Genomic DNA, 22194 nt, shown 5'->3' with positions numbered 1-22194 from the left:
AGCGTGCTCATTGAGGTTCTTGTCTTAACGGAAAACTGTGCTGCAATCGGCTGACGTCATCTTCAGGCTGCCAGCCACGAGGCCGAGCGAACAGAGTCTTTCCACCCTGGCTGCCGGCAATTTGCGATAAAATTGCAGCCCCGCTATGGGCTATCACAGCCTGATGGAAGTAATCGGCCAGCTTCTGAGGAGACAGCGTTTTAATATAGGCAATAACATTGTCACGGGAGTCAAATGCCAGATTGCCCCGATCAAAATCTTTGCTATAGCGCGCCGCTTCTTCACCCATGGTTTGCGGAGCCTGTAACATTTCCCCGATCACACCCCGTTGAATACGTGAGAAATCAACCGCGGAAAGCCGACGCAAACGCGATTCAACGCCCGGGAAAAAGGCCTGGTAACGCTGCCAAAGCGCCGCGGGCTGTTTATCGCTACTTTGCAGCAAAAACCCAATACCCCACTGTCGTCCTAATGCCATAGGGAAGGCGAATACCGCGTAACCTAACTGTTCCTGCGTGCGCAACTGATTGTAAAACCAGGGCTGGACGATTTGCGCCAGCATCGCGCTATAGGCAGCGCTCTGCGTCTCATCGTACCCAACAGGGACAAAAACCGCCGCTAGCGCTGAGTCTGTGCTTTTACCTTTTTCCTGCATCACAATGCGGCGGGATTTATCAACCAGGATGTCCTGAGAGCGGCACCATTCCCCCCCTTCAAGCTGAAGCTGGCGCTTTATCTGGCGCGCCAGAGAGGTTGAAGCTTCCGGTGTCATGTTGCCGAGCACAAAAAATTCCGGTTTAGCACCGCGTCTCAATGTCTCACGATAGCGCAAGACATCGTCCATAGTGATTGAAGGCAGCAGCGCACGGCGCGTTGCGCGCTGGAAGTAAGGCACCTGTGAAAGCATTTGTACAGGCATAATTGCCTGCTCATAAGGCTTCCCTTTTTCAGCAGAATCAAGCATACGAATATACCAGGCTTTTGCCTGCTCAAGCCAGGCGGACTGCGGCTCATAGTTAAAATAACCGTCAATCAATCGGGTAAATAATTGCGGCAGGCGCTGCGTGTATCCGCTGGCATTAACCATTAACCCGCTGTTGGCACTGGTCGAGAAACTGATCCCCCCCACGGAAGCCTGATTCCCCAACTCATCCAAAGCGGCACCTGCCATATAATCATTTAGCGCGAACAACACCTGATTTCGGGCGCTGTTCATCGCCCGTGGATTTCTGAACACCGCAGTAATATCCGCTCGCGGCTCGCTGGCAAAATGCTGGCTTGGCATATAAAACACGCGCAGCCCCGCCTCGTTCACCAGCAGCGACGGATGCGAATATGCCTTTTGCGGTGCGATCAGGGTAAAGTCATCCGGAATATACGGATTGAGCGCCGGCAGAGCCAAATGGATCTTCTGAGCGGCGTCGCGCCACCGCGCCAGGCGCGACGGTGTGATTTTATCAACCTGATAGGGCGCATTAACGAAGTACGCCATTTTGTTATGAGGTTCATCCGGGCTGATGAACCAGATGCGCGCATTGTCTGGCGTCATCATCGCCAGACGCATTTGTATCGCCTTAGGATCGTAGCGATCGGCAATATTCGCCGCATCCAGAATATGGGGCACAGGAACCTGAAGCATGGTATCTGCCAGCCATTCAACATAACTCATATCACGCGTTATCGTCGGATAGCGGAAGTCCAGATCCAGCACATTGGCCAGTTCATCAAAATAGCGTTTATCGATGCCCTTTTCACGCAGCAGCGATAAATAGCTAAATATCGCCGCCACTACGCGATCCCGATTTTGCAGACCTTTGTCTGTTAAAGAAACGGCTATCGAAAACACGCCGCCGTTTCCGCTGGTATTCGGATCGGCGCTGGCGCGCACGTCTTCCGCCAGCCCCTGTTTTTGTAACCAGTCGGAAAGCGTATTTTCGCTACGGTTGCCTATCAAATAGCTAATTAACTCGTCCGATTTGCTTCGGAACGCCGCGCTGTTGTTTTCAATGCGGAATTCAACGCGGATGACCTTACGCGGCTGTGCGGGAATGTAATGAATAATCTCGCCTTTTTGTGCATCAGTGACTACCGGCACCGTTATCGCAGGAGCGGCGATATTGCGGTTCTCAATACGTCCGTAGCTTTGGGCGGCGATATTGGCCAGTTGTGGAAGAGGCTGTTTGCCATAAATAACCGCCTTCATCAAATTGGCGGAATACCAGCGCTGGCGGAAGGCCAGCAGCGCATCGTGTAATTTACTGCCGGGCTTGTCTTTAAGCGTTTCCAAATTGCCGCCAGAAAAGCGCGAGCCAGGATGCGCCGGATTTAGCGTTTCAGCGCTAACCTGCGCCATGCGCATGCCATCCCGGGTGCGCGCCATAGTGAGTTCTGCGTTAACGGCGTTGCGCTCACGGTTGGCAAACTCGGCCAATAAATTAGGGGCAGCAATCGCATCCGCAAGCCTGTCGACAGCCGGTGCCAGCGCATCGTTTTCAACCTCAAGATAATACGCCGTCCGATAAGGGGCTGTGCTGGCGTTGTGGCTGCCGCCGTGCATTTTTAGAAATTCAGCCAGGCTATCAGGTTCAGGATATTTGTGAGACCCCATGAGCGTCATATGTTCAAGGTAGTGCGCCATGCCTAAATGCGCGTCAGGATCCTGCAGCGATCCCACTGGCACAATGAGCGCAGAGAGTGATTTCACCGCCTGTGGATCGGAAACCAGCAGCACAACCATGCCATTATTCAGGCGAATAGCCTGATACTCTCGGGCATCTTTTTCGCTTTTATGAATCGTTTCCTGAATAGGCTGCCAGCCGCTATCTGCATAACTTATTGGCATCCAAATCACGGCCATGAAACAACAAATCTTTAACCAGGCACCGCATTTACGCATTCATTAACCTCATTGATTACGGCTTCTGTGCCGCGAAGTGTCGTATTACATCCATTTATTCTACGTGTAACAGGCCTTTTATCGCCTTCCCGACGCTCTAAGACCGCTGGCTATGTTGAAACATCGGTAATAACCAGCGCTGCGCTTCACGTACTATCGTTTCATAACGTTGCTGGTCGAGATACTGCCATAAACGCTGTAGCCAGATATCTTCACCTTCTCCCGCAACGATAGGGTTTCCTTCCCACGCCTGGATGACTTTGCTCTGCGCCTTAAGCTGCGCTGCATCATCCCAGTGAATATCTCTCAGATTTGCGTCATAGCAGGTTTTTATCCAGGCGCCGGCGCAGGCGGGAAGCAACATTAGCGGCTGATTTAACCCCCGAAGGTAGCCGTCCATATAATCGCCTAAGATAGCCTGCGCCTGCGGCGGTTCCAGTGCGGGAAAATGCCACTGTGAATCAAGGCGCCCCAATAATCGGCTTTCACCCTGTCCGCCGCTGGCACAATAGACAAGATGCTCAAGCCAAAGTTGCAGGCCGTGCCTTTCTGTGAGTATGGAAGGGCGCCAGCGCAATAGTCCATCGGGCTGAACGTCCGTCAGCCATCCGGTAAGATGAAGCCCGTTTAAAGCGAGATCGATTTCTCTGTTCTCTCCCTGCTGGCGCTGTTCCAGCACCCGCCCGGCTAACTGCTGCATTTCCTGAAGCTGCGACTCCCACCAGATATCGCCGAAAGCGCCGTAGGGCAGTTCCCCCGCCGCACGATATCTCTGATAAAGCAGCCCTGCATCCAGCTCTCCCACCAGCGTATTCAACAACTGATGATTAAGATGGAAGCGGTGCAGCGCATCAAGCGTGAACGGTTCTTCATCCGGGAGTTCCGCATCTTCGACAGAAAAGTTAACGCGCAAACGCATCTGGAAAAAAGCGCGCACCGGATGTTGCCAGAAACGCTGTAACTGACCAACCGTTAGCGCATCAACGGTTAAAGGCGCTAACGGTTGGACGAAATCAGGTATTTCGATGCCCTGTTCGCCAGCCGCCGGGAGCCACTCTTTTGCAAAGCTTTGGTGCTCCTCGCCGGGCAGAAATCCTCGCGCGTCAAACGGCGTGCGCGGATGCTGGCAGGCAATATGCTGCGCCACTCGCTCCGCGCTTTCATCGCAGTTACATTCCTCATCACCGGGTAAATAGTGACTATTGGCGATATAATTGAGAAGTTCCTCTACCAGCACCGACGGATAGCGTTCGCTATTATCCTGAATGGATCGCCCAATATAGCTTATCCACAGGCGCTGCTGCGCAGAAAGCACCGCTTCAAGAAAGAGATATCTATCGTCGTCCCTTCGGCTGCGATCGCCCCGCCTGGGTTTTTCGCTCATTAAATCAAACCCTAACGGGGAAAGCGCTCGCGGGTAAACGCCGTCATTCATGCCAAGCAGGCAAACCACTTTAAATGGAATGGAACGCATAGGCATGAGTGTACAAAAATTGATAGGCCCCGCCAGAAAGCGCTGGCTGATACGCTCCTGATCCAGCCGACGCGTAAGCTCGTCTCTTAAGAGTGTGACGGGAACTGTTTCCTGATAGGCGGCGTCGATTCCCTGGCTTATAACGTTTTGCCACTGCTGCTCGATAAGCGTTATCACCGCTTCCGTGTCGGTATCCGGTAAAAAGCATGCATCGAGCATTTCACGACAAACCGGCAGCCACTCGGCCAGGACACGCGCATCCGCCAAAATTTCGCGCCACTTGCTTAAGCACATTAATAAATCGGCAAGATGGCCGATAAGCGTCGCAACCAGCCCGGTAGATTCATCATAGGGTAAAACTGAATGCCAGGCGCCGGCCCGGCTTTCCATGGCGTATCCCAGCAGCATACGCGTTAAACCAAAACGCCACGTGTGCTGCCCGGTAGCAGGCAGGCCCATGTCCCGCACGCTGTCATCGTCTAATCCCCAGCGAACGCCAGATTCACTCACCCACTGCCGTAAATAGCGCAGACCGTCTTCATCGATATTGAAACGCGCGGCCAGCGTCGGGACTTCAAGCAATGCCAGGACGTCCTGCGCGGAAAAGCGGCTATCGGGCAGCGCCAGGAGTGAGATAAAGGCCTGAATAACCGGATGTGCCTCCCTGGCGCGCCGATCGGATATTGCAAACGGAAGCTTGCGCTCATCGTTTACGCTGCCAAACACCGCCTGGATAAACGGGCTGTAGCTGTCGATGTCCGCCACCATCACAATAATATCGCGCGGAGTCAGGGCGGGGTCCGCCGCCATCATTGCCAGCAGGCTATCGTGTAAAACTTCCACCTCGCGCTGAGGGCTATGACACACATGCAGTGAAATGCTGCGATCCTCGGGCATAAGTAGGCATTTTTTATCACTTCGGGCGAATTCCTTAGCATTTAGCCCAACCACCTCACGATTGCGCAGCTCCAGCAAATCGCCCTGCACCCGCTGCAATAAATTATCCGGAGGTATATCGACAAACGCGTCCAGCTCTTCTGTATGCTCCAATTCAGAGAGTAAATACAAATAATCGCGCCCAAGCTTCCCCCACGAGGCCAGTAGCGGGTTGCCGAGGTCTTGCTCTCCCTGTTCATTAAAGCGCAGCGCTGCATTCCGGGAGTCGGGAAACAGGGGCAAGCGCCGATCGCTACCTGCAATACGCCGCTGCCGCCCCAATAATCGGGCTAAAAACGCAGGATCTTTTATGTCCCCCCAATAGCCACGGCAGGGATTGGTGAAAAATAGATGAACTTCAATATGCTGCCCAAGCGCCTGTAATGCTTCCAGATACACGGGAGGCAACGCTGAAATACCGCAAATAAAGATGCGCGCAGGCAATCCGTCCGGTGGAGTATCCGCATTTTGCAGCGTCTGGATAAAGCGACGATATAAATTAGCGCGATGCCAGGGCGCCTGCCCCAGCTGTTCGGTTACAGAAACCAGCCCGCGCCAGAGCGCAGCCTGCCAGCGCTGAGCGTCACTCAAACCGTCAACTTCTTTGTTCGCCTCCCAGCGGAGCAGCCAGTCAGGACGATAGACCAAATATTGGTCAAACAGATCCGCAACGCGATTGGCTAACTGAAACAATTTGCGTTTGTCATTATCCTCTGACAGATAATGCCGCAGCGCCTCAAATTCCGGCAGATCCAGATATTCGGGCAACAGGCTCATTAACTTCCAGCCCATGCTATTCTTGTTAAATGCGCTTTCCTTAGGCATTTCGGGCAGCACACGTACAAACATTTCCCAGATAAAGCTGGACGGCAGCGGAAACCGAATATTGGCGGCAATTTGAAAACGCTGAGCCAGCGTCATTTGCAGCCACTGCGACATACCTACGCTTTGTACCAGAATCACTTCCGGCTCAAACGGATCTGCCAGCGGCTGCTGCCCAACAATAAACTCCATCATTTCTTCCAGCACGTCGAGCCGGTTGGAGTGATAAACTCTCAGCATAATGTTTTCCGACGGTTCCAGTCTGCATCTACGAATTTAGCCCACTGCATTATGGTGACTATGGCGACGATGACGATAACAAGTTTGGGCAACGCTCGCGCCGTAAAGGCTGACCGCTTCCATGCATATCAGGCACAAAGAGGGTGATGCTGACACATCCGTGCAATAAAGTCTCGCTTTGTACCGGTAGCTGGTCCGGAGAAACCAGCGGCCATTCCTCAAGCCGTTTTACGTTCGCCCGCCAGTGATTCTCCAGCGCACGCTGAGCGACAAAGCCCTGAATTAGCGAGCGCTGCCAGCCGCTTAATGTCGCAGCAAAAATGGTGAAAAGAAGTAGCGCTATCAGCGTTCCCGCCAGGCTAAATCCCCTTTGCCCTGAATCGATGGCAGTTCGCATTCATCCTCCGGCGTGTACGGGCAGAAGTCGCTCCATCCGCGGGAATGGAAGTGAACTTTACCGTTGCTATAAGCGCCACGGCGCCAAAACCGCAGTCTCTCCTGAGCGTCAACGCCCACAATAAGTAAGTTATCTCCCGGCATCATTTTCACACAGGCTCTTCCGCCGCCGCGTGCCTGCTGGCACTGCCACTCGGTATGCGGGGACCACGCCAGCGAAGCGCTCTCATCAAGAGCCGATAGCGCCTGCAATGTCATGCGCAGATACTGTATTTCAGTATGGACACCGGATAAGCGTGAAATATAAAGCTGATTCATTCCCCAGAGTAACTGCGTCGCCAATAGCATCAGCACAGCCAGCATGAGCCAGACGACGTTACCGCGCTGCGCGTTCATCACAGGTTAAAGCCGCTTATAGCCGACTCGGCGCTTAAGGAAAATGCGTTTCGACCGCCTGAGCGCGCCTCCAGACGCAGCGTCAATAGCGGCGGCCAGGGCAGACGCTCTTTGCGAACGACAGTAAAACGCGTAATGGTGAGTTCCACAGGATTAGTCATTTTCTCCCAGCCTTTACCCACGCAGGAAAGCGTATCACCATGCGTTTCCAGGCTCCCTTGTTTTAGCCGGTAACCTATTCGCTCCCGCCCGTCACCGGATCGCTTATCTCGCTGTATTAACACACAGTTTTCATGTTCCTGAATACGCAGCCCCTCAAACGCGCAGACCTTGCGACAATAACCCGCGCGCTGGAGCGATTTTCCGATGGTTAACGCCAGGCGCTGCATATCTTCTTCCAAGCCTTGCTTATAGAAAATACGCAGCGATGCGTGCTGCAATGCGCTAATAAGCTGCCCGGCTCCCAGCATAATGAGGGCTCCTAATGCCGCTGACATTAGCGCTTCTGGCATGACAAATCCGCGTGACGATTCAATTAACATGCGCGCTTACCCTCAAGACACAGGCGAATACGCCCCCAACTGGAAATAATAATACGCCAGCGGCCGCCTGCATTCCCGAGCGACAGATGCCCGGCCCAGGCCGTATTACGTAAGCCATAGAAATGAATATTACTTGCATCGCCCTCCAGCCAGATATCCGGCACGGTGGGGCGCCAGATATGCCGACTTTGGGGAGAGCACGCCGCCCCTGAATTCGCGCAGGCGGTAAGCGCCCACTGTTTGTTCTGCTGCGTAAGCCGAATATGAAAATCCCTGTTAGTCGCATTCGCTTCATCGCGTATTTGCTGTAACCAGGCCCGCAGCAATAGCGCATTTTGCTGTAAACGCTGTTGCTGCTGCCAGTGACGCCAGCCGTAAAGGCCACCAACGCTGAGCGAGGCCACAATGCCCATTACCAGCACCAGCTCAATCAATGTAAAACCCTGCTTTGTCTGATTCATGAAGGCTATTGTGCTTATTGATACGGCTACCGCCAGCCTAATTTAGGCTGCCTGCGCGCTGGCTCGCACACGCATTGACTTCGTTGCCAGTGGTTACACTATCCTGGAAGATGATACGCAAATCAGTCAGGCTCTGTTACGGGGGAGTATCTCTTTAGGGGGAACTTCGCTTCGGTGAGCCGCTCTTTTGTCGATAACGCTCTTTTTACGCCGAAGCTCGGTATCCAACGCAAGAAAACGCCAGCGCGGGTATAGCATTTTCCACCGGCAGGCGCCCGATAATGAGCTAACCAGAAGTGAGGCAGAGTAGGGAGTGAAAGCCAGGCGCAGAGACCAGGATAAAGCCGTATATAACGTTACGTTATCCTGACTTCTGGCGGGCGCAGCGCCGTGGGAAAAACACCATGATGCTAATGCCGTAGCGCGGCGCCCGCTAACGATAATACTAAAGAAGCCGCGCGATTAAATTGCTACCGGTGCTTTGATAGCCGGATATGGATCGTAGCCTTCAATTTCAAAATCATCGAAGCAATACTCAAACAGCGAATCAGGCTTTCGCTTAATGACGAGCTGCGGCAAGGGACGCGGCTCACGCGTTAATTGCAGACGGGTTTGCTCCAGATGATTACTATATAAATGCGTATCTCCGCCGGTCCACACGAAATCACCGGCCTCCAGATTGCACTGCTGGGCTACCATATGCACCAGCAGCGCATAGCTGGCGATATTAAACGGCAGGCCAAGGAAAACATCGCATGAACGCTGGTATAGCTGGCAGGACAGCCGCCCATTTGCTACGTAAAACTGGAAGAAGGCGTGGCAAGGAGCCAGCGCCATCTCATCCAGCTCGCCGACGTTCCACGCCGACACGATAATTCGCCGTGAATCCGGGTCGCTTTTAAGCTGTTCCAGCACTTTTGCGATTTGATCTATTGAGCGCCCGTTAGGGGCGCCCCAGCTACGCCATTGTTTACCGTACACGGGCCCCAGGTCGCCGTTTGCATCGGCCCATTCATCCCAGATAGTGACATTGTTATCATGCAAATAGGCAACGTTGGTATCGCCTTTCAGGAACCACAGCAGTTCATGAATGATGGAGCGAAGATGGCAACGTTTCGTCGTCACCAGCGGAAACCCCTTGCTGAGGTCAAAACGCATTTGATGTCCGAAAATCGAGAGAGTGCCGGTGCCGGTGCGATCGTTTTTTGGCGTCCCTTCGGCTAACACCTTTTTCATTAAATCAAGATACTGTTGCATATGTCCTCAAGATACCTGCGGCTGACGGCGGCGATAGGCCCAAATCATCATGACAAGCCCGGCAACAATCATCGGAATTGAAAGGATCTGCCCCATACTGATGTACTGCACCCATGCCCCGGTAAACTGCGCATCCGGCTGGCGGAAAAACTCAACGATGATGCGAAAAGCGCCGTAGCCAATAAGAAAAAGCCCGGATACCGCCCCGGTTGGGCGCGGTTTGCGAATAAACAGGTTAAGAATGATAAACAGCACGATGCCTTCAAGAAAAAGTTCGTAGAGCTGTGAAGGATGGCGCGGCAATACGCCGTAGGTGTTAAGCAATGCCTGCCATTGGGGGTGTGAAGGCAAAAGCCCGATATCTTCACTGCGGGAGCCGGGGAATAACATGGCAAAACGAAACCCGGGATCGACGCGCCCCCACAGTTCTCCGTTGATAAAATTGCCTAAACGCCCGGCGCCTAAGCCAAACGGAATCAGGGGCGCAATAAAATCGGAGACCTGGAAAAAGGTGCGCTTTGTGCGATACGCGAAAATCAGCATGACGCAGATAACGCCGATAAGCCCGCCGTGGAAGGACATTCCCCCGTCCCACACCCGAAATAAATACAGCGGATTATCCAAAAATAGCGGCAAGTTATAGAATAAAACGTAGCCAATACGCCCACCGAGGAACACGCCCAGGAAACCGGCGTAGAGCAGATTTTCCACTTCGTTTTTCGTCCAGCCGCTTCCCGGTCGATTAGCGCGCCGCACCGCTAGCCACATCGCAAAAACGAATCCCACCAGATACATAAGCCCGTACCAGTGAAGTGAAACCGGGCCGATGGAAAAAATCACCGGATCGAAGTTAGGGAAACGCAAATAGCCACTGTTCATCTGTCACCATAAAGCTGTTTATCCCGCCCGCGCGTTGGGCGGATTGATACGTTACGCGCCCTCACCGGACGCTCCCAAAGCAGCGGATCATAGCATAAAGCCCTGGCAGGAAACGTCGCGAAGATGTAAAAGAACGCGAGAAACGCCGTTCCTCAGCGCCCGCCGCGTATTAAACCACCCACGCCGCGCCGCTCCATAAAGGCGGCAATTTGATGCCGCACTTCGGTCACAAGCTGCGCCTCCAGGCTGCGCTGCGCCAAAGCCTGCGCCTCTTCCAGAGTAATATGCCGCAGCAGGTATTTAACCCGGGCCACAGAGCGCGCATTCATTGAAAGATGATGGTATCCGAGGCCGACGAGCACCGCGACGCACATCGGGTCGCCCGCCATTTCACCGCAAAGCCCGATATCCAACCCGGCGCTTTGCGCATCCCGGGCAATCACCGACAGCGCCCGGAGCATTGCCGGATGCAGGCTGTCATAAAGCCCGGCAACGCGAGTATTATTTCGATCGACCGCCAATAAATACTGCGTCAGATCGTTTGATCCTATTGAGATAAAATCTACGCGCCCGGCAAGCTGCGGCAGCATAAAGATCATGGAAGGTACTTCCACCATCACGCCAATACGCGGTGTGGGAATGGCATAGCCCAGCCCGTCCTCTACTTCGCGCCAGGCGCGGTCGATAAGCCGACGCGCCTCATCCACTTCATCAAGGCTGGTTATCATCGGCAGGAGGATACTGAGATTGCCGCTGGCGGCGTTGGCGCGCAGCATGGCGCGCACCTGGATCAGGAAGATCTCTGGCTGATCCAGCGTGATACGCATGCCCCGCCAGCCGAGACTGGGATTTTCTTCGCTGATAGGCATGTAGGGCAATTGTTTATCGGCGCCCACGTCCAGCGTACGCAGCACCACAGGCTTATTGTAGAACGTTTGCAGCATGCCCTGATATTGGGCGACCTGCTCTTCTTCCGAGGGAAAACCGCTCTGTAGCATAAACGGAATTTCTGTGCGATACAGGCCGATGCCGTCTACCCACGCTCCCTGCTTTTCTTCAAGCTCCGGGCTAAGACCGGCATTAAGCATCACCTGGATACGCTCACCGCTTTTCAGGCGCGCGGCCTGAGTCGCCTCTTCTTCTGCCAGCTGACTGAGCGCATTTTCTTCGCCAATTACCCGCTGATATTCCGTTATCAGCGTCGGCCCCGGATCGACCAGCACCTCCCCCCGATAGCCATCAACAATGAGCATTCGCTGATGCAGCATCTGCGGCTGGATATCCGCGCCCATAACGGTGGGAATGCCCATCGCTCTGACCATAATCGCCGCGTGCGAATTGGCCGCGCCGTCGCGAACCACAACGCCTGCCAGACGCTCCGTCGGTACTTCAGCGAGCGTGGCGGCCGATAGCTCATCGGCAACCAGAACAAAGCGGGCAGGCCAGGTATTTGGCCCCAGGATCGTATCATCAAGCTGGAATAGCAGGCGCTGACCCAAAGTGCGTAAATCAACGGCCCGCTCTTTAAGATAACCGTCATTAAGCCTGGCAAAGCGTGCGGCGAATTTTTCAATTACTTTTCTGACGGCCCATTCGGCAACGGCACCCTTTTCAATCTCTGCGTATAACTCACGGCGCAGGTTAACGTCAGACAGCAGGTGGATATACAGATCGAAAATCGCCGCGGTCTCTTTTTGCGCGCCTGCGGCAAAGCGTTTACTGAAGCGCCGAAACTCCGCAGAAGCCTCTTCCAGAGCAGAAGAAAGGCGCTCGCGCTCACGGGCGACATCCAGCGTAGAGGCCTCCGGCACCTGCTCAATCAGCGGCATCGTGGTATCCATCCACCCTTCTGCCACCGCCACGCCGGGTGAGGCCGCAAGTGCGCGCAGGCGCGTTTGCCGATATTGCCCGAACAGCGCGGTTAATTGCGACTGAGAGAGAATGGCGGCCATTTGCGTTGCGAGCGTGACGAGGAAAGATTCTTCGCTCTCATCGAACTGCCGCTGTTCACGCTGCTGGACCACGAGAATACCGAGCAACTGACGGCGCTGGATAATAGGCACGCCCAGAAAAGCACGAAAGCGTTCTTCTTTTACGGCGGGGATAAATTTAAAGCTCGGATGTTTTTGCGCGTCGGCTAAGTTAATAGGCTCGGCCAGACGGCCCACTAGCCCTACCAGGCCTTCATCAAACGCTAGGGTAATGGTGCGACCGCGCGGCTTTTTAAGGCCCCGCGTCGCCATTAGATAGTAACAGCGCCGTTCATGGTCGGCGAGATAGACCGAACAAACCTCCGTATCCATTGCGCGGCAAATGTCATTGACCAAAATTTCCAGCGCCTCGCTAAGACGGGGAGCGCTGGCAACTTTTTCGACTATCTCTCGTAGCGGAGTAAGCATATTACGCGTGGCCTAGCCTCTTTTTCGCCGCCAGTGGGGCGATGAATGCCGCTGAGAGCCTGGCTCCTGCATCGGCATTACCACGCTGGCGAACTCTTTCATTACGCGACGATAGACATCGCGTTTAAAAGACACCACTTGCCGAACCGGATACCAATAACTCACCCAGCGCCAGCCATCGAATTCGGGCATACCGCTGGCCTGCATATTAATATCGCTATCGCTGCCGGTTAATTGCAGCAGAAACCACTTCTGTTTTTGCCCAATACAGACAGGTTTTGTATCCCAACGCACCAAACGCTTTGGTAATTTGTACCGTAACCAGTTGCGGGTGGAGGCTAAAAGGCGCACGTCTTTGCGCTGTAACCCCACTTCCTCATACAGTTCCCGGTACATTGCCTGCTCAGGGGACTCTCCGGGATTAATTCCTCCCTGAGGAAACTGCCAGGAATGTTGCCCAAAACGTCTGGCCCACATAACCTGCCCCTGACGATTACAGATAACAATTCCAACGTTTGGGCGGTAGCCATCGTCATCAATCACCGGACTACCTCAAAATAAATCTGGATGGCGTCGATTGTTTCATACTCCCGTTGGGCGGTAAACCACTCTCTCGCGTTGTTGAAAAGGTATAACCATTGAATAACTCACAGTAAAAGCTCAAGTTATAAACAGACATCGGCTTTTAGCGCGAGTTTATTCACTTTTTCTGTGGATATCGCTGTGTAGAAGTGAGGAATTAACGCGGGAAAACTCTGTACAGCGTTTTGAACCCCTCAGCGGGAATATCTTAATATTCCTTATATATCAAAAAATTAAATAAATAATAATGAGGATTCACGGGGCCTATATCCCCAGTTACCCACTAAAGATCCGCAAGCTGACGTTTTTTTATACACAGTCGATTTTATCCACAGATTGTGCCAATAAGTTAGTCATAATTGGGTGGAATATCGCAAATATGGCATTCGTCAAGCCTGTAAATGGAAACAGTAGTCGTCATTTCCCCCAGTTATCCCATTATTCTGTGGATAACCGGGGGGAAGATCCTGTTCATTGCCAGTGTTCAGAAAGGGAAAAGCTTTTATGCCAGCGAATACCCAACAAATTACGCTAATAAAATATACGGAAAATCATAACGTTGGTATTTTTACTCAGGGCAGGTACACTTTATTCACCGCGCCTGCCATCAGGCGGCGATTTTTTAACCACTGATAACGAGCAATGGAATTACTACGCCCTTTTCTGCAACCTCCCGCAAGCGAGGCACAGTTAATTGACCAGGCGCACCGGCTGGCAGGTTACACATTGGGCGAGCTGGCAAGCCTCGCAGGGCTGCCTATTCCTCAAGATTTAAAGCGAGATAAAGGCTGGACAGGTTTACTGCTGGAACACTGGCTCGGAGCCAGCGCTGGCAGCAAGCCAGAACAGGATTTTGCGGCACTCGGTATTGAGCTTAAGAGCATTCCGGTCGATGCCCACGGCCGACCGCTGGAAACCACTTTCGTTTGTGTCGCACCTTTAACGGGCAATACGGGAATTACCTGGGAAAGCAGCCATGTGCGCTATAAATTGCGCCGGGTGCTATGGATTCCCGTTGAAGGCGAGCGCAGTATCCCCTTATCAGAACGCCGCGTCGGTAGTCCACTACTTTGGAGCCCGTCGCCTGAAGAAGATGAACAGCTACGTCGCGACTGGGAAGAGTTAATGGATTTCATTGTGTTAGGGCACGTTGAACGTATTACCGCCCGGCACGGCGAAGTTTTACAAATACGTCCTAAGGCGGCTAACGCTCGGGCGCTGACGGAAGCCATCGGGGAACACGGGGAGCCAATTTTAACCCTCCCACGCGGATTTTATCTAAAAAAAGCCTTTACTGCCGCTCTGCTGGCCCGCCATTTTCTCCTGTAAACGGCATTTTGCCGACGCGCAACATAGCCTATACTACGCCTTCTTTTTGAGGGTATTTTCGTCACAGGCTTGCTTAACCGGCCCGACATTTTTCTTTTTTAGCAGGATAGTCAATGTTGCTTGCATGGATAACAGATCCCAGCGCGTGGCTGGCGCTTGGCACGCTCACGCTTCTGGAAATCGTACTGGGTATTGATAACATCATTTTTCTTTCGCTGGTGGTGGCGAAACTACCGCCGCATCTGCAAAACCGCGCGCGGCGCGTGGGGCTTAGCGCGGCGATGCTCATGCGCCTGGCGCTGCTGGCCTCTATCGCCTGGGTAAGCCATCTGATCCAGCCGTTATTTACCGTTTTTGGCCACGCGATTTCCGTGCGCGATCTGATTCTGCTGCTCGGCGGCCTGTTTTTGGTAATCAAAGCGAGTAAAGAGATCCACGAGTCTATTGAAGGCGATGAAAGCGCTCAAGAGACCCACGTCCACTCATTTTGGGGTGCAATCTTACAAATTATGCTGTTGGATATTATTTTCAGCCTTGATTCCGTAATTACCGCAGTCGGCCTTTCCGGGCATTTAATCATTATGATGGCGGCAGTGGTCATAGCCGTGGGGGTAATGATGTTCGCCGCGCGCCCCATTGGCGAGTTTGTCGACAGGCATCCTTCAGTAAAAATGCTGGCGCTGGCGTTTCTGATTCTGGTGGGACTGACGCTTATTTTGGAAAGTATCGATATCCATGTTCCCAAGGGGTATATCTACTTCGCCATGTTCTTCTCTATCGCCGTTGAAAGCCTGAATCTGTTACGCAGCAAAAAACATCGCAGCTAACCGTGCCCCCTCTGCCAGGGGGTTTTGTGACAGAAATATCCTTTTTTCAGACTTCATAGCTTTCTTCTTTGGTAAGTGTAGGTTATTAATAAATAAAGTTCTGGCTGATGACGTCGATGGCCTGGCCGGCTCTTTCGGCTACTCAGCGTGAAAAATCGCTATATCTCGACGCTATACGCGCTTATCGGAAAATGCCCTGCCTCACGGTCGTTTACTTATCGATCGGTTAGGGTAAATGCTTATCAGTAGTCACGAACGGAAAGAGGGAAGAAAATGAAAAAATGGGCTGTCGCCATTTCCGCCGTAGGATTGGTCTTTGCCGTATCAGGATGCAGTAGTGATTATGTTATGGCCACAAAAGACGGGCGAATGATCCTTACGGAAGGCAAACCGCAGATAGATGATGATACCGGGCTTGTCAGTTATCGGGACATCCAGGGAAACGAGATGCAGATTAACCGCGACGATGTTTCACAAATTATCGAACGGTAAGGTATAAAAATCGGCCCTGGGCCGTTTTTTTTCGCCTGAGGAGTGCTTTTCGCAGCGCCATTCGGGCGATAAAAAACTACCGGGCATCCAATAAAAATACGTTCACTACAGACCCAGAGTTTATGACCCTGAAATACAGGCCGTTATCCGCAGCAATACCGCAGCGAGCTGGCTCACCGGCAACGCCGCCATCACGGTGCCAAACTCGCTCTTCTCAGGCTAAATCAACTCATAATAAATAAGGAAACCGGCATGCATTACCACCGTATTCCACACAGCTCGCTGGAAGTTAGCGCACTTGGGCTTGGAACGATGACATTCGGCGAACAGAACAGTGAGGCGGATGCGCAGGCGCAGCTTGATTACGCCGTCAGCCAGGGCGTGAACTTAATTGATACCGCAGAAATGTATCCGGTTCCACCCCGCCCGGAAACCCAGGGGCAAACAGAGCGCTTTATTGGCAACTGGCTGGCGCAACGCGGTGGCCGAGAAAAACTGATTATCGCCTCAAAGGTTATCGGCCCTGCGCGCAATAACGACAGCGAGATTCGCCCGAATCAAAAGTTGGATCGCAAAAATATTCGCGATGCGCTGGATGCCAGCTTGAAGCGCCTGCAAACTGATTATCTGGATCTTTATCAGGTCCACTGGCCGCAGCGTAGCACTAACTGCTTTGGGCAGCTTGGCTACCGCTGGGACGACAAAGCGCCAGAAATAACGCTGCTTGAAACACTGGAAGCCCTTGCCGAATGTCAGCGCGCTGGGAAAATACGCTACATCGGTGTCTCCAATGAAACGGCATGGGGTGTAATGCGCTACCTGGCGCTGGCCGAAAAGCACGATCTGCCGCGTATAGTCACGGTGCAAAACCCTTATAGCTTACTAAACCGCAGCTTCGAAGTGGGACTGGCGGAAGTAAGCCGCTACGAAGGCGTCATGCTGCTGGCTTACTCCTGCCTCGCCTTTGGCGTATTAAGCGGGAAATATCTTCACGGAGCACAGCCGGCTAAAGCCCGCAACACGCTATTTAGCCGGTTTACGCGCTATAGCGGTGAACAGGCCGGTAAGGCAACCGCCGCATATGTCGCTCTTGCGCAACGCCACGGGCTTGACCCGGCGCAAATGGCGCTGGCGTTCGTTCGCCAGCAGCGTTTTGTTGGCAGCACGCTTTTAGGCGCGACCTCACTTGAACAATTAAAAATTAATCTCGACAGTCTGGATATCACACTGAGCGACGAACTGCTCGCCGAACTGAACGCTATTCATCAGGTGTATACCTACCCGGCCCCCTGACTGCGACTGAGAAAGTAATTGGTTGCATTCACAGACAAAAGGCCTGCCCGCGCGGCGCGCAGGCAGGCCTGATATCAATAATGGTAAGGTTCAGCGACGATGCTGCCATATCCACAAACCGGCAATCGCCAGCGCAAATACAACGCCAAATCCGAGGCCGATGCCCTGCGCCGAAAACCCTACCTTAACCGCCAAAGAATAGGCACCGAGCATCAGTAACATCGCCGTATTTTCGCCCAGATTTTGCACCGCAATCGCATTTCCCGCGCCGACGGAACGCTTACCACGCTCTTGCAATAGCGCATTAAGCGGTACGACAAAAAAGCCGCCCAGAATACCAATCAGCAGTAGCAATCCATAGGCAGGTAGCAGGCTATGCTGCACGGCAAAGAAAGCCACTACTACGCCTATCAATATTCCCGCAGGCATACAGCGCCCGACCGTTTCAAGGGTCACTAACCGCGCGGCGGCCCCGGCTCCGGCAACAATCCCAATCGCCACCATTGCGTTGAGATAGGTTGGCGTCGCGTTATCGGTAATACCTAATGCCGCTGGTACCCAAAGTACCAGCAAAAAGCGCAGCGTGACGCCGGCTCCCCAAAACAGGCTGGTGCCCATTAATGAAAACCGCGTTTCACCATCGCGCCACAGCGCCCGGCAGGCATCTATAAAGCGATGAATCATACGCACCGGATGCCATGTCTGGCCGGGGCGGGCGGCCGCCAGCGATGGGATCATAACGTTTGCGGCTACCGCCGCCGCATACATTAATGCGCAGGCGATAAGCGCCGCCAAAACGTGCCAGTCGGCCAGCATACCGCCGACCACAGAGCCAAGTAAAATAGCGGCGATCGTTGAAGATTCCATAAGACCGTTCGCCTTCACCAGCCGGTCTCCGGTAGTGAGTTCGCCGAGGATGCCATACTTCGCGGGTGAATACGCGGCGGCGCCGATGCCAACCAGCGTATAACCCAAAAATGGGTCAAACCCCAGGCAAATGACCATCGCTCCGGCCAGTTTCATGGCGTTCGCCACCATCATAACGCGGCCCTTACCAAAGCTATCGGCCGCCTGGCCGACAAACGGCGCGCACAGGATATAGGCTCCCACAAAAACCATCTGTAAAACCGGCTGGCTCCACTGGGGGTAGTGCAGCGTTTTCAGGAGCGCCAGCGTCGCGAACAGTAGCGCGTTGTCGCCAAACGCCGAGAAAAATTGCGCAATAACCACAGCGCCCATTCCACGCGACCACAGCGAAGCGTCTGCGTTATTTGTGCTCATTGTCACTTTCCGTCTCATCGATCGTGTTTTTCAGGGTGACAAAATCTGGCTTACCGCTGCCCAGCACCGGCAATTGTTTGAGATAGCGAATATCGCGCGGCACCGCCAGCTCCGGCACACCGCCTGAGCGGGCCTGCTGCTGCAACCGATCGCGCGCCATATCTGGGTCGGTAGTAAACAGCACCAGCGCTTCACCTTTCGCCGCATCGTTTTTCACCACAACCGCGTGCATTTTTTCCGGGGATACCGCGAGCGCCAGCTGTTCTACGGTTTCCAGCGACACCATTTCACCTGCGATTTTGGCAAATCGTTTTGCCCGCCCCTGGATTGAACAAAAACCCTGTTCATCAAACAGTACGATATCGCCAGTGTCATACCAGCCATCTTCCATAACGCCCTGCTCGTTTTCGGCAGCGGGTTTTTCCAGCACGCCTGGTTTCTCAATACGCAGATAGCCGTTCATGATATTTGGCCCTTTCAACTGCAAACGTCCCCCCTGCGCTATGCCAGGCACGCTCATCAATCGCGCATCCATCCCCGGCAATAAACGCCCTACGGTACCGGGCTTGGCCGCCATAGGAACATTAATCGACACCACCGGTGCGCATTCGGTTACGCCATAGCCTTCAAGAACCCGTAGCCCAAATTTATCCTGCCAAAGTTGCCGCGTGCTATCCTGCAGTTTTTCCGCACCAGCGACCACATAGCGCACGCGGTAGAAATCGTAAGGATGGGCAAAGCGCGCGTAATTGCCAAGGAAAGTCGAGGTGCCAAAAATCACCGTACAGTTACGGTCATACGTTAACTCCGGCACGATGCGATAATGCAGCGGGCTGGGATACAAAAAGACCTCCGCGCCGGTGAAAAGCGGCGTAAACAGCCCGACGGTTAGCCCGAACGAGTGAAAAAGCGGCAGCGCCGACATAAATTTATCGTCCGCCGTAAAGTCCGCAACGCAGCAAATCTGCTCCACATTCGCCAGCAGGCTCTTATGGCTATGCACCACGCCCTTTGGGCTGCCTTCCGAGCCTGATGTGAATAGCACCAGCGCAGCATCTTCCGGCTTCTGCGGTACTTCAGCCAGGTGCGGCATCATCATATGGGCAAAAATCCACAGCTTATCGCGCAGCGTGACTTCCGATTTTAAATCTTCAAGAAACACCCAGCGAACATCGGTAATTTGCTCCGGCAGGTGCCAAAGCTTGCCTTTATCCAGAAACTGACGCGAGGTAAAAATCGTCTTGATTTGCGCCGATGTCACCGCACAGGTTAGCCCTTTAACGCCCGCCGTATAGTTCATCATTGCCGGCACGCGCCCGCGCGATATCGCGCCGAAAATCACCGCGGCGCTAATGGCGGCATTCGGTAACATCAGACCAATCGTTTCTCCCGGGCGGCTATAGTGATTCAGTACGCGGCCAACAAAGAGCGTCTTCATGAGCAGTGAACGGTAAGTGTCCGGCTTAAAGTTAATATCTTCGATGCAGCGTTTACGCTCGCCATAGCGGTACTGGGCGCGCAGCAGTGCTTGAAACAGGGTTTCGCGCGGCCTTGAAGCCATTCGCGCTTCCATCATAATGTGATGCAGAGCCTCCCCCGCCAGGCGGCGCCTGTCGCGCGCGCGCGGCGCTTCCGGCATAGCAACGCGCGTTGGCGGCAGGACGTGCAGTGAAATGCGGGGGAACAATCGCCGCTTTACCTTCCCCTTCAGGCGACTGAAAAATGTCAGTTCCGCCCCCTCAATGCGCAGCGGCACCACGGTTGCCTGCGTCTTCGCCGCAAGGAATCCCGCACCATCGTATATTTTCATCAGCGAGCCGGTGGTGGATATACGCCCTTCCGGGAAAATAACCACCGGGCGCCCCTGCTCAACTAACCTCACCAGCTGTTTCATCGACATCGGTTTTGTAGGATCCAGCGGCACAAAATCGATAATCGGCGTTAACCAGCGCATAAACCATTGAGAAGTAATAGAGCTGTAAACGGCGAAAACCGGACGCACCGGCATGAAAAGCGCCACAATTATGCCGTCAATAAATGAAACGTGGTTCGGGGTAATTAATACCCGCTGCTCACGCAATGCGTTGAGATCGCCGGTAACTCTGACCCGAAACAGGATGCGAAATAAGGCGCGAAAAAATCCAAACACAATTTCAACTCCATTTGGGTGCGCAAAATTCGTGCGCTTAACGTTTTATCTGCCGCCGTGCGGAGCAACGTAAGCGCCCGCGCATAACAGGAAAAGTGGATTAAGTGTAGCGGATGCAGAATACATGAGACGACGTGGAAGCGCGACGATGGAAGAAAAGAGAATAAAAAAAACCTGCGCATCCGCGCAGGTTGGTGTAACTGTTGCAATCGACCTTGCGGACGATGCCACCTATCAATACCTCTGGGATATCAACTGTAACAGCGCAAGGATCGCCTGCGCCATGAAGGAATCGCAACAGCCCTTCGCAAAATGTAACTAAAGGTTTGCTCTGAAATCATTGAAAGGCCTTTCTTTTTCTGCGCGTCCCTGACCTCATATGCACTTCGGGTCAATTCACTGCTAAAGAAAATGTTAACGCCTTCATATAGGATTTTTGCCATAGTCAACGGGACGTATCAGGACAATACCTTGAACTAACGTGATTTTTCCGTAAGACTGCGGTGTAAACGCTTTCTCTGCCAGAGGTGAACAATGGCGACTATTAAAGATGTCGCGCGGCTCGCAGAAGTTTCCGTCGCGACAGTATCACGCGTCATCAACAACTCTCCTAAAGCCAGTGAGGCCTCACGTAAAGCAGTGACCAGCGCGATGCGTACGCTTAATTATCATCCTAATGCCAATGCGCGAGCGCTGGCGCAGCAAAACACTGAAACCATTGGGCTGGTGGTCTCAGACGTCGCGGACCCTTTTTTTGGCGCAATGGCAAAAGCGCTGGATCAGGTGGCCTGGCGCACGGGTAATTTTCTGCTGATTGGTAACGGCTATCACAATGCTGAGAAAGAACGGCAGGCAATTGAGCAACTTATACGTCATCGCTGCGCGGCGCTGGTGGTCCACGCCAAAATGATCCCCGATAACGAACTGGCCGATTTAATGCGCCAAATCCCCGGCATGGTTCTGATCAACCGCCATTTACCTGATTTCTCTGAACGCTGCGTGGCGCTTAATGACCGCTATGGCGGCTGGCTGGCAACGCGCCATTTGATACAAATGGGGCATCGGCATATCGGTTTTATCTGCTCAAATCACCCTATTTCTGACGCAGAGGATCGCCTGCTCGGCTATTACGACGCCCTGAAAGAGTATGCTATTCCCTGCGATGAGCGGCTGGTGACCTTCGCCGAGCCGGATGAAAGCGGCGGTGAGCAGGCCATGACGGAACTACTAGGGCAAGGGTGCGCCGTTAGCGCCGTCGCATGTTACAACGACTCGATGGCGGCCGGAGCAATGGGCGTTCTGAACGATAACGGAATTGAAGTTCCTAAACGCATTTCGCTGATTGGTTTCGACGATGTCATCGTGTCACGCTACGTGCGGCCACGCTTGACCACCATCCGCTACCCTATCGTTACTATGGCGACCCAGGCCGCAGAGCTGGCGCTGGCGCTGGCTGAAAACCGCCCGCCCCCGCCAACCACGCATCTGTTCAGCCCGACGCTGGTGCGCCGCCACTCGGTGTTTTCTCTGGAGAGTTAGCCGC

18 protein-coding genes are annotated in these 22194 nt (G+C 53.5%); 6 read left to right on the top strand and 12 right to left on the bottom strand.

Annotated features, from left to right (window positions below; translation table 11 throughout):
• Window positions 1–7: 7 nt before the first annotated feature.
• The 10 genes from ptrA to rppH all read right to left on the bottom strand — a co-directional run bounded on the left by ptrA (window position 8) and on the right by rppH (window position 13241).
• Window positions 8–2896, bottom strand: coding sequence for a pitrilysin (gene ptrA, locus SFA31_RS09880; protein ID WP_322837819.1), 2889 nt, complete (start codon window positions 2894–2896; stop codon window positions 8–10).
• A 97-nt stretch (window positions 2897–2993) separates the two neighbouring features.
• Complete coding sequence (gene recC, locus SFA31_RS09875; RefSeq protein WP_322837818.1) at window positions 2994–6368, bottom strand: exodeoxyribonuclease V subunit gamma; 3375 nt, start codon at window positions 6366–6368, stop codon at window positions 2994–2996.
• A gap of 58 nt (window positions 6369–6426) precedes the next feature.
• Window positions 6427–6765: a hypothetical protein gene (locus SFA31_RS09870; RefSeq protein WP_322837817.1), complete on the bottom strand. Its 339-nt coding sequence runs from the start codon at window positions 6763–6765 to the stop codon at window positions 6427–6429.
• Window positions 6711–7160, bottom strand: coding sequence for a DUF2509 family protein (locus tag SFA31_RS09865; RefSeq protein WP_322837816.1), 450 nt, complete (start codon window positions 7158–7160; stop codon window positions 6711–6713). Before SFA31_RS09865 ends, SFA31_RS09870 begins: the two co-directional genes overlap by 55 nt.
• Window positions 7160–7702, bottom strand: a complete 543-nt coding sequence (locus SFA31_RS09860) for a prepilin peptidase-dependent protein (protein WP_322837815.1) — start codon at window positions 7700–7702, stop codon at window positions 7160–7162. Before SFA31_RS09860 ends, SFA31_RS09865 begins: the two co-directional genes overlap by 1 nt.
• Window positions 7696–8163 (bottom strand): prepilin peptidase-dependent protein, encoded by a 468-nt coding sequence (locus SFA31_RS09855; protein ID WP_322837814.1) that lies wholly within the window; start codon window positions 8161–8163, stop codon window positions 7696–7698. Before SFA31_RS09855 ends, SFA31_RS09860 begins: the two co-directional genes overlap by 7 nt.
• A 462-nt stretch (window positions 8164–8625) precedes the next feature.
• The gene (gene thyA, locus SFA31_RS09850; protein WP_322837813.1) at window positions 8626–9420 is read right to left on the bottom strand and encodes a thymidylate synthase; all 795 of its coding nucleotides are present in this window, start codon (window positions 9418–9420) and stop codon (window positions 8626–8628) included.
• Window positions 9421–9426: 6 nt separating this feature from the next.
• Entirely contained in the window at window positions 9427–10299 is an 873-nt protein-coding gene (gene lgt, locus SFA31_RS09845) for a prolipoprotein diacylglyceryl transferase (protein ID WP_322837812.1), read from the bottom strand.
• A 152-nt stretch (window positions 10300–10451) separates the two neighbouring features.
• Entirely contained in the window at window positions 10452–12698 is a 2247-nt protein-coding gene (gene ptsP / locus SFA31_RS09840; RefSeq protein WP_322837811.1) for a phosphoenolpyruvate--protein phosphotransferase, read from the bottom strand.
• Window positions 12699–12710: 12 nt separating this feature from the next.
• Window positions 12711–13241: an RNA pyrophosphohydrolase gene (rppH, locus tag SFA31_RS09835; protein WP_322837810.1), complete on the bottom strand. Its 531-nt coding sequence runs from the start codon at window positions 13239–13241 to the stop codon at window positions 12711–12713.
• A gap of 681 nt (window positions 13242–13922) precedes the next feature.
• Here rppH and mutH point away from each other — a divergent pair.
• The 4 genes from mutH (at window position 13923) to SFA31_RS09815 (ending at window position 17221) form a co-directional block, all read left to right on the top strand.
• Window positions 13923–14609 (top strand): DNA mismatch repair endonuclease MutH, encoded by a 687-nt coding sequence (gene mutH, locus SFA31_RS09830; RefSeq protein WP_322837809.1) that lies wholly within the window; start codon window positions 13923–13925, stop codon window positions 14607–14609.
• A 113-nt stretch (window positions 14610–14722) separates the two neighbouring features.
• Entirely contained in the window at window positions 14723–15436 is a 714-nt protein-coding gene (locus SFA31_RS09825; RefSeq protein WP_322837808.1) for a TerC family protein, read from the top strand.
• A 273-nt stretch (window positions 15437–15709) separates the two neighbouring features.
• A complete protein-coding gene (locus SFA31_RS09820; protein WP_322837807.1) occupies window positions 15710–15928 on the top strand; it encodes a YgdI/YgdR family lipoprotein in 219 nt (72 codons plus the stop codon).
• 252 nt (window positions 15929–16180) lie between these two features.
• Window positions 16181–17221, top strand: a complete 1041-nt coding sequence (locus SFA31_RS09815; RefSeq protein WP_322837806.1) for an NADP(H)-dependent aldo-keto reductase — start codon at window positions 16181–16183, stop codon at window positions 17219–17221.
• Window positions 17222–17311: 90 nt separating this feature from the next.
• Here the strand turns inward: SFA31_RS09815 and lplT are convergent, their stop codons facing one another.
• Window positions 17312–18502, bottom strand: coding sequence for a lysophospholipid transporter LplT (gene lplT / locus SFA31_RS09810; protein ID WP_322837805.1), 1191 nt, complete (start codon window positions 18500–18502; stop codon window positions 17312–17314).
• Entirely contained in the window at window positions 18489–20654 is a 2166-nt protein-coding gene (gene aas, locus SFA31_RS09805) for a bifunctional acyl-ACP--phospholipid O-acyltransferase/long-chain-fatty-acid--ACP ligase (RefSeq protein ID WP_322839342.1), read from the bottom strand. The genes lplT and aas overlap by 14 nt, the downstream gene beginning before the upstream one ends.
• 145 nt (window positions 20655–20799) lie before the next feature.
• Here aas and SFA31_RS09800 point away from each other — a divergent pair, with 145 nt between their 5' ends.
• On the top strand, window positions 20800–20973 hold the full coding sequence (locus tag SFA31_RS09800) for a hypothetical protein (RefSeq protein ID WP_322837804.1): 174 nt from the start codon (window positions 20800–20802) through the stop codon (window positions 20971–20973).
• Between the two features lie 212 nt (window positions 20974–21185).
• Window positions 21186–22190, top strand: coding sequence for an HTH-type transcriptional regulator GalR (galR, locus tag SFA31_RS09795; RefSeq protein WP_322837803.1), 1005 nt, complete (start codon window positions 21186–21188; stop codon window positions 22188–22190).
• Window positions 22191–22194 lie beyond the last annotated feature (4 nt).

The organism is Erwinia sp. HR93, assembly GCF_034555055.1.
GTDB lineage: Bacteria > Pseudomonadota > Gammaproteobacteria > Enterobacterales > Enterobacteriaceae > Apirhabdus > Apirhabdus apintestini.
This window is presented reverse-complemented; position numbering and strand designations above follow the sequence as displayed.

Coding starts and splice junctions, on each gene's coding strand:
- lgt (WP_322837812.1), bottom strand. CDS start 10,299: ATGAACAGTGGCTATTTGCGTTTCCCTAACTTCGATCCGGTGATTTTT.
- ptrA (WP_322837819.1), bottom strand. CDS start 2,896: ATGCGTAAATGCGGTGCCTGGTTAAAGATTTGTTGTTTCATGGCCGTG.
- SFA31_RS09800 (WP_322837804.1), top strand. CDS start 20,800: ATGGAAGAAAAGAGAATAAAAAAAACCTGCGCATCCGCGCAGGTTGGT.
- SFA31_RS09825 (WP_322837808.1), top strand. CDS start 14,723: ATGTTGCTTGCATGGATAACAGATCCCAGCGCGTGGCTGGCGCTTGGC.
- SFA31_RS09820 (WP_322837807.1), top strand. CDS start 15,710: ATGAAAAAATGGGCTGTCGCCATTTCCGCCGTAGGATTGGTCTTTGCC.
- recC (WP_322837818.1), bottom strand. CDS start 6,368: ATGCTGAGAGTTTATCACTCCAACCGGCTCGACGTGCTGGAAGAAATG.
- SFA31_RS09865 (WP_322837816.1), bottom strand. CDS start 7,160: ATGAACGCGCAGCGCGGTAACGTCGTCTGGCTCATGCTGGCTGTGCTG.
- SFA31_RS09860 (WP_322837815.1), bottom strand. CDS start 7,702: ATGTTAATTGAATCGTCACGCGGATTTGTCATGCCAGAAGCGCTAATG.
- galR (WP_322837803.1), top strand. CDS start 21,186: ATGGCGACTATTAAAGATGTCGCGCGGCTCGCAGAAGTTTCCGTCGCG.
- SFA31_RS09855 (WP_322837814.1), bottom strand. CDS start 8,163: ATGAATCAGACAAAGCAGGGTTTTACATTGATTGAGCTGGTGCTGGTA.
- lplT (WP_322837805.1), bottom strand. CDS start 18,502: ATGAGCACAAATAACGCAGACGCTTCGCTGTGGTCGCGTGGAATGGGC.
- SFA31_RS09870 (WP_322837817.1), bottom strand. CDS start 6,765: ATGCGAACTGCCATCGATTCAGGGCAAAGGGGATTTAGCCTGGCGGGA.
- ptsP (WP_322837811.1), bottom strand. CDS start 12,698: ATGCTTACTCCGCTACGAGAGATAGTCGAAAAAGTTGCCAGCGCTCCC.
- thyA (WP_322837813.1), bottom strand. CDS start 9,420: ATGCAACAGTATCTTGATTTAATGAAAAAGGTGTTAGCCGAAGGGACG.
- mutH (WP_322837809.1), top strand. CDS start 13,923: ATGGAATTACTACGCCCTTTTCTGCAACCTCCCGCAAGCGAGGCACAG.
- SFA31_RS09815 (WP_322837806.1), top strand. CDS start 16,181: ATGCATTACCACCGTATTCCACACAGCTCGCTGGAAGTTAGCGCACTT.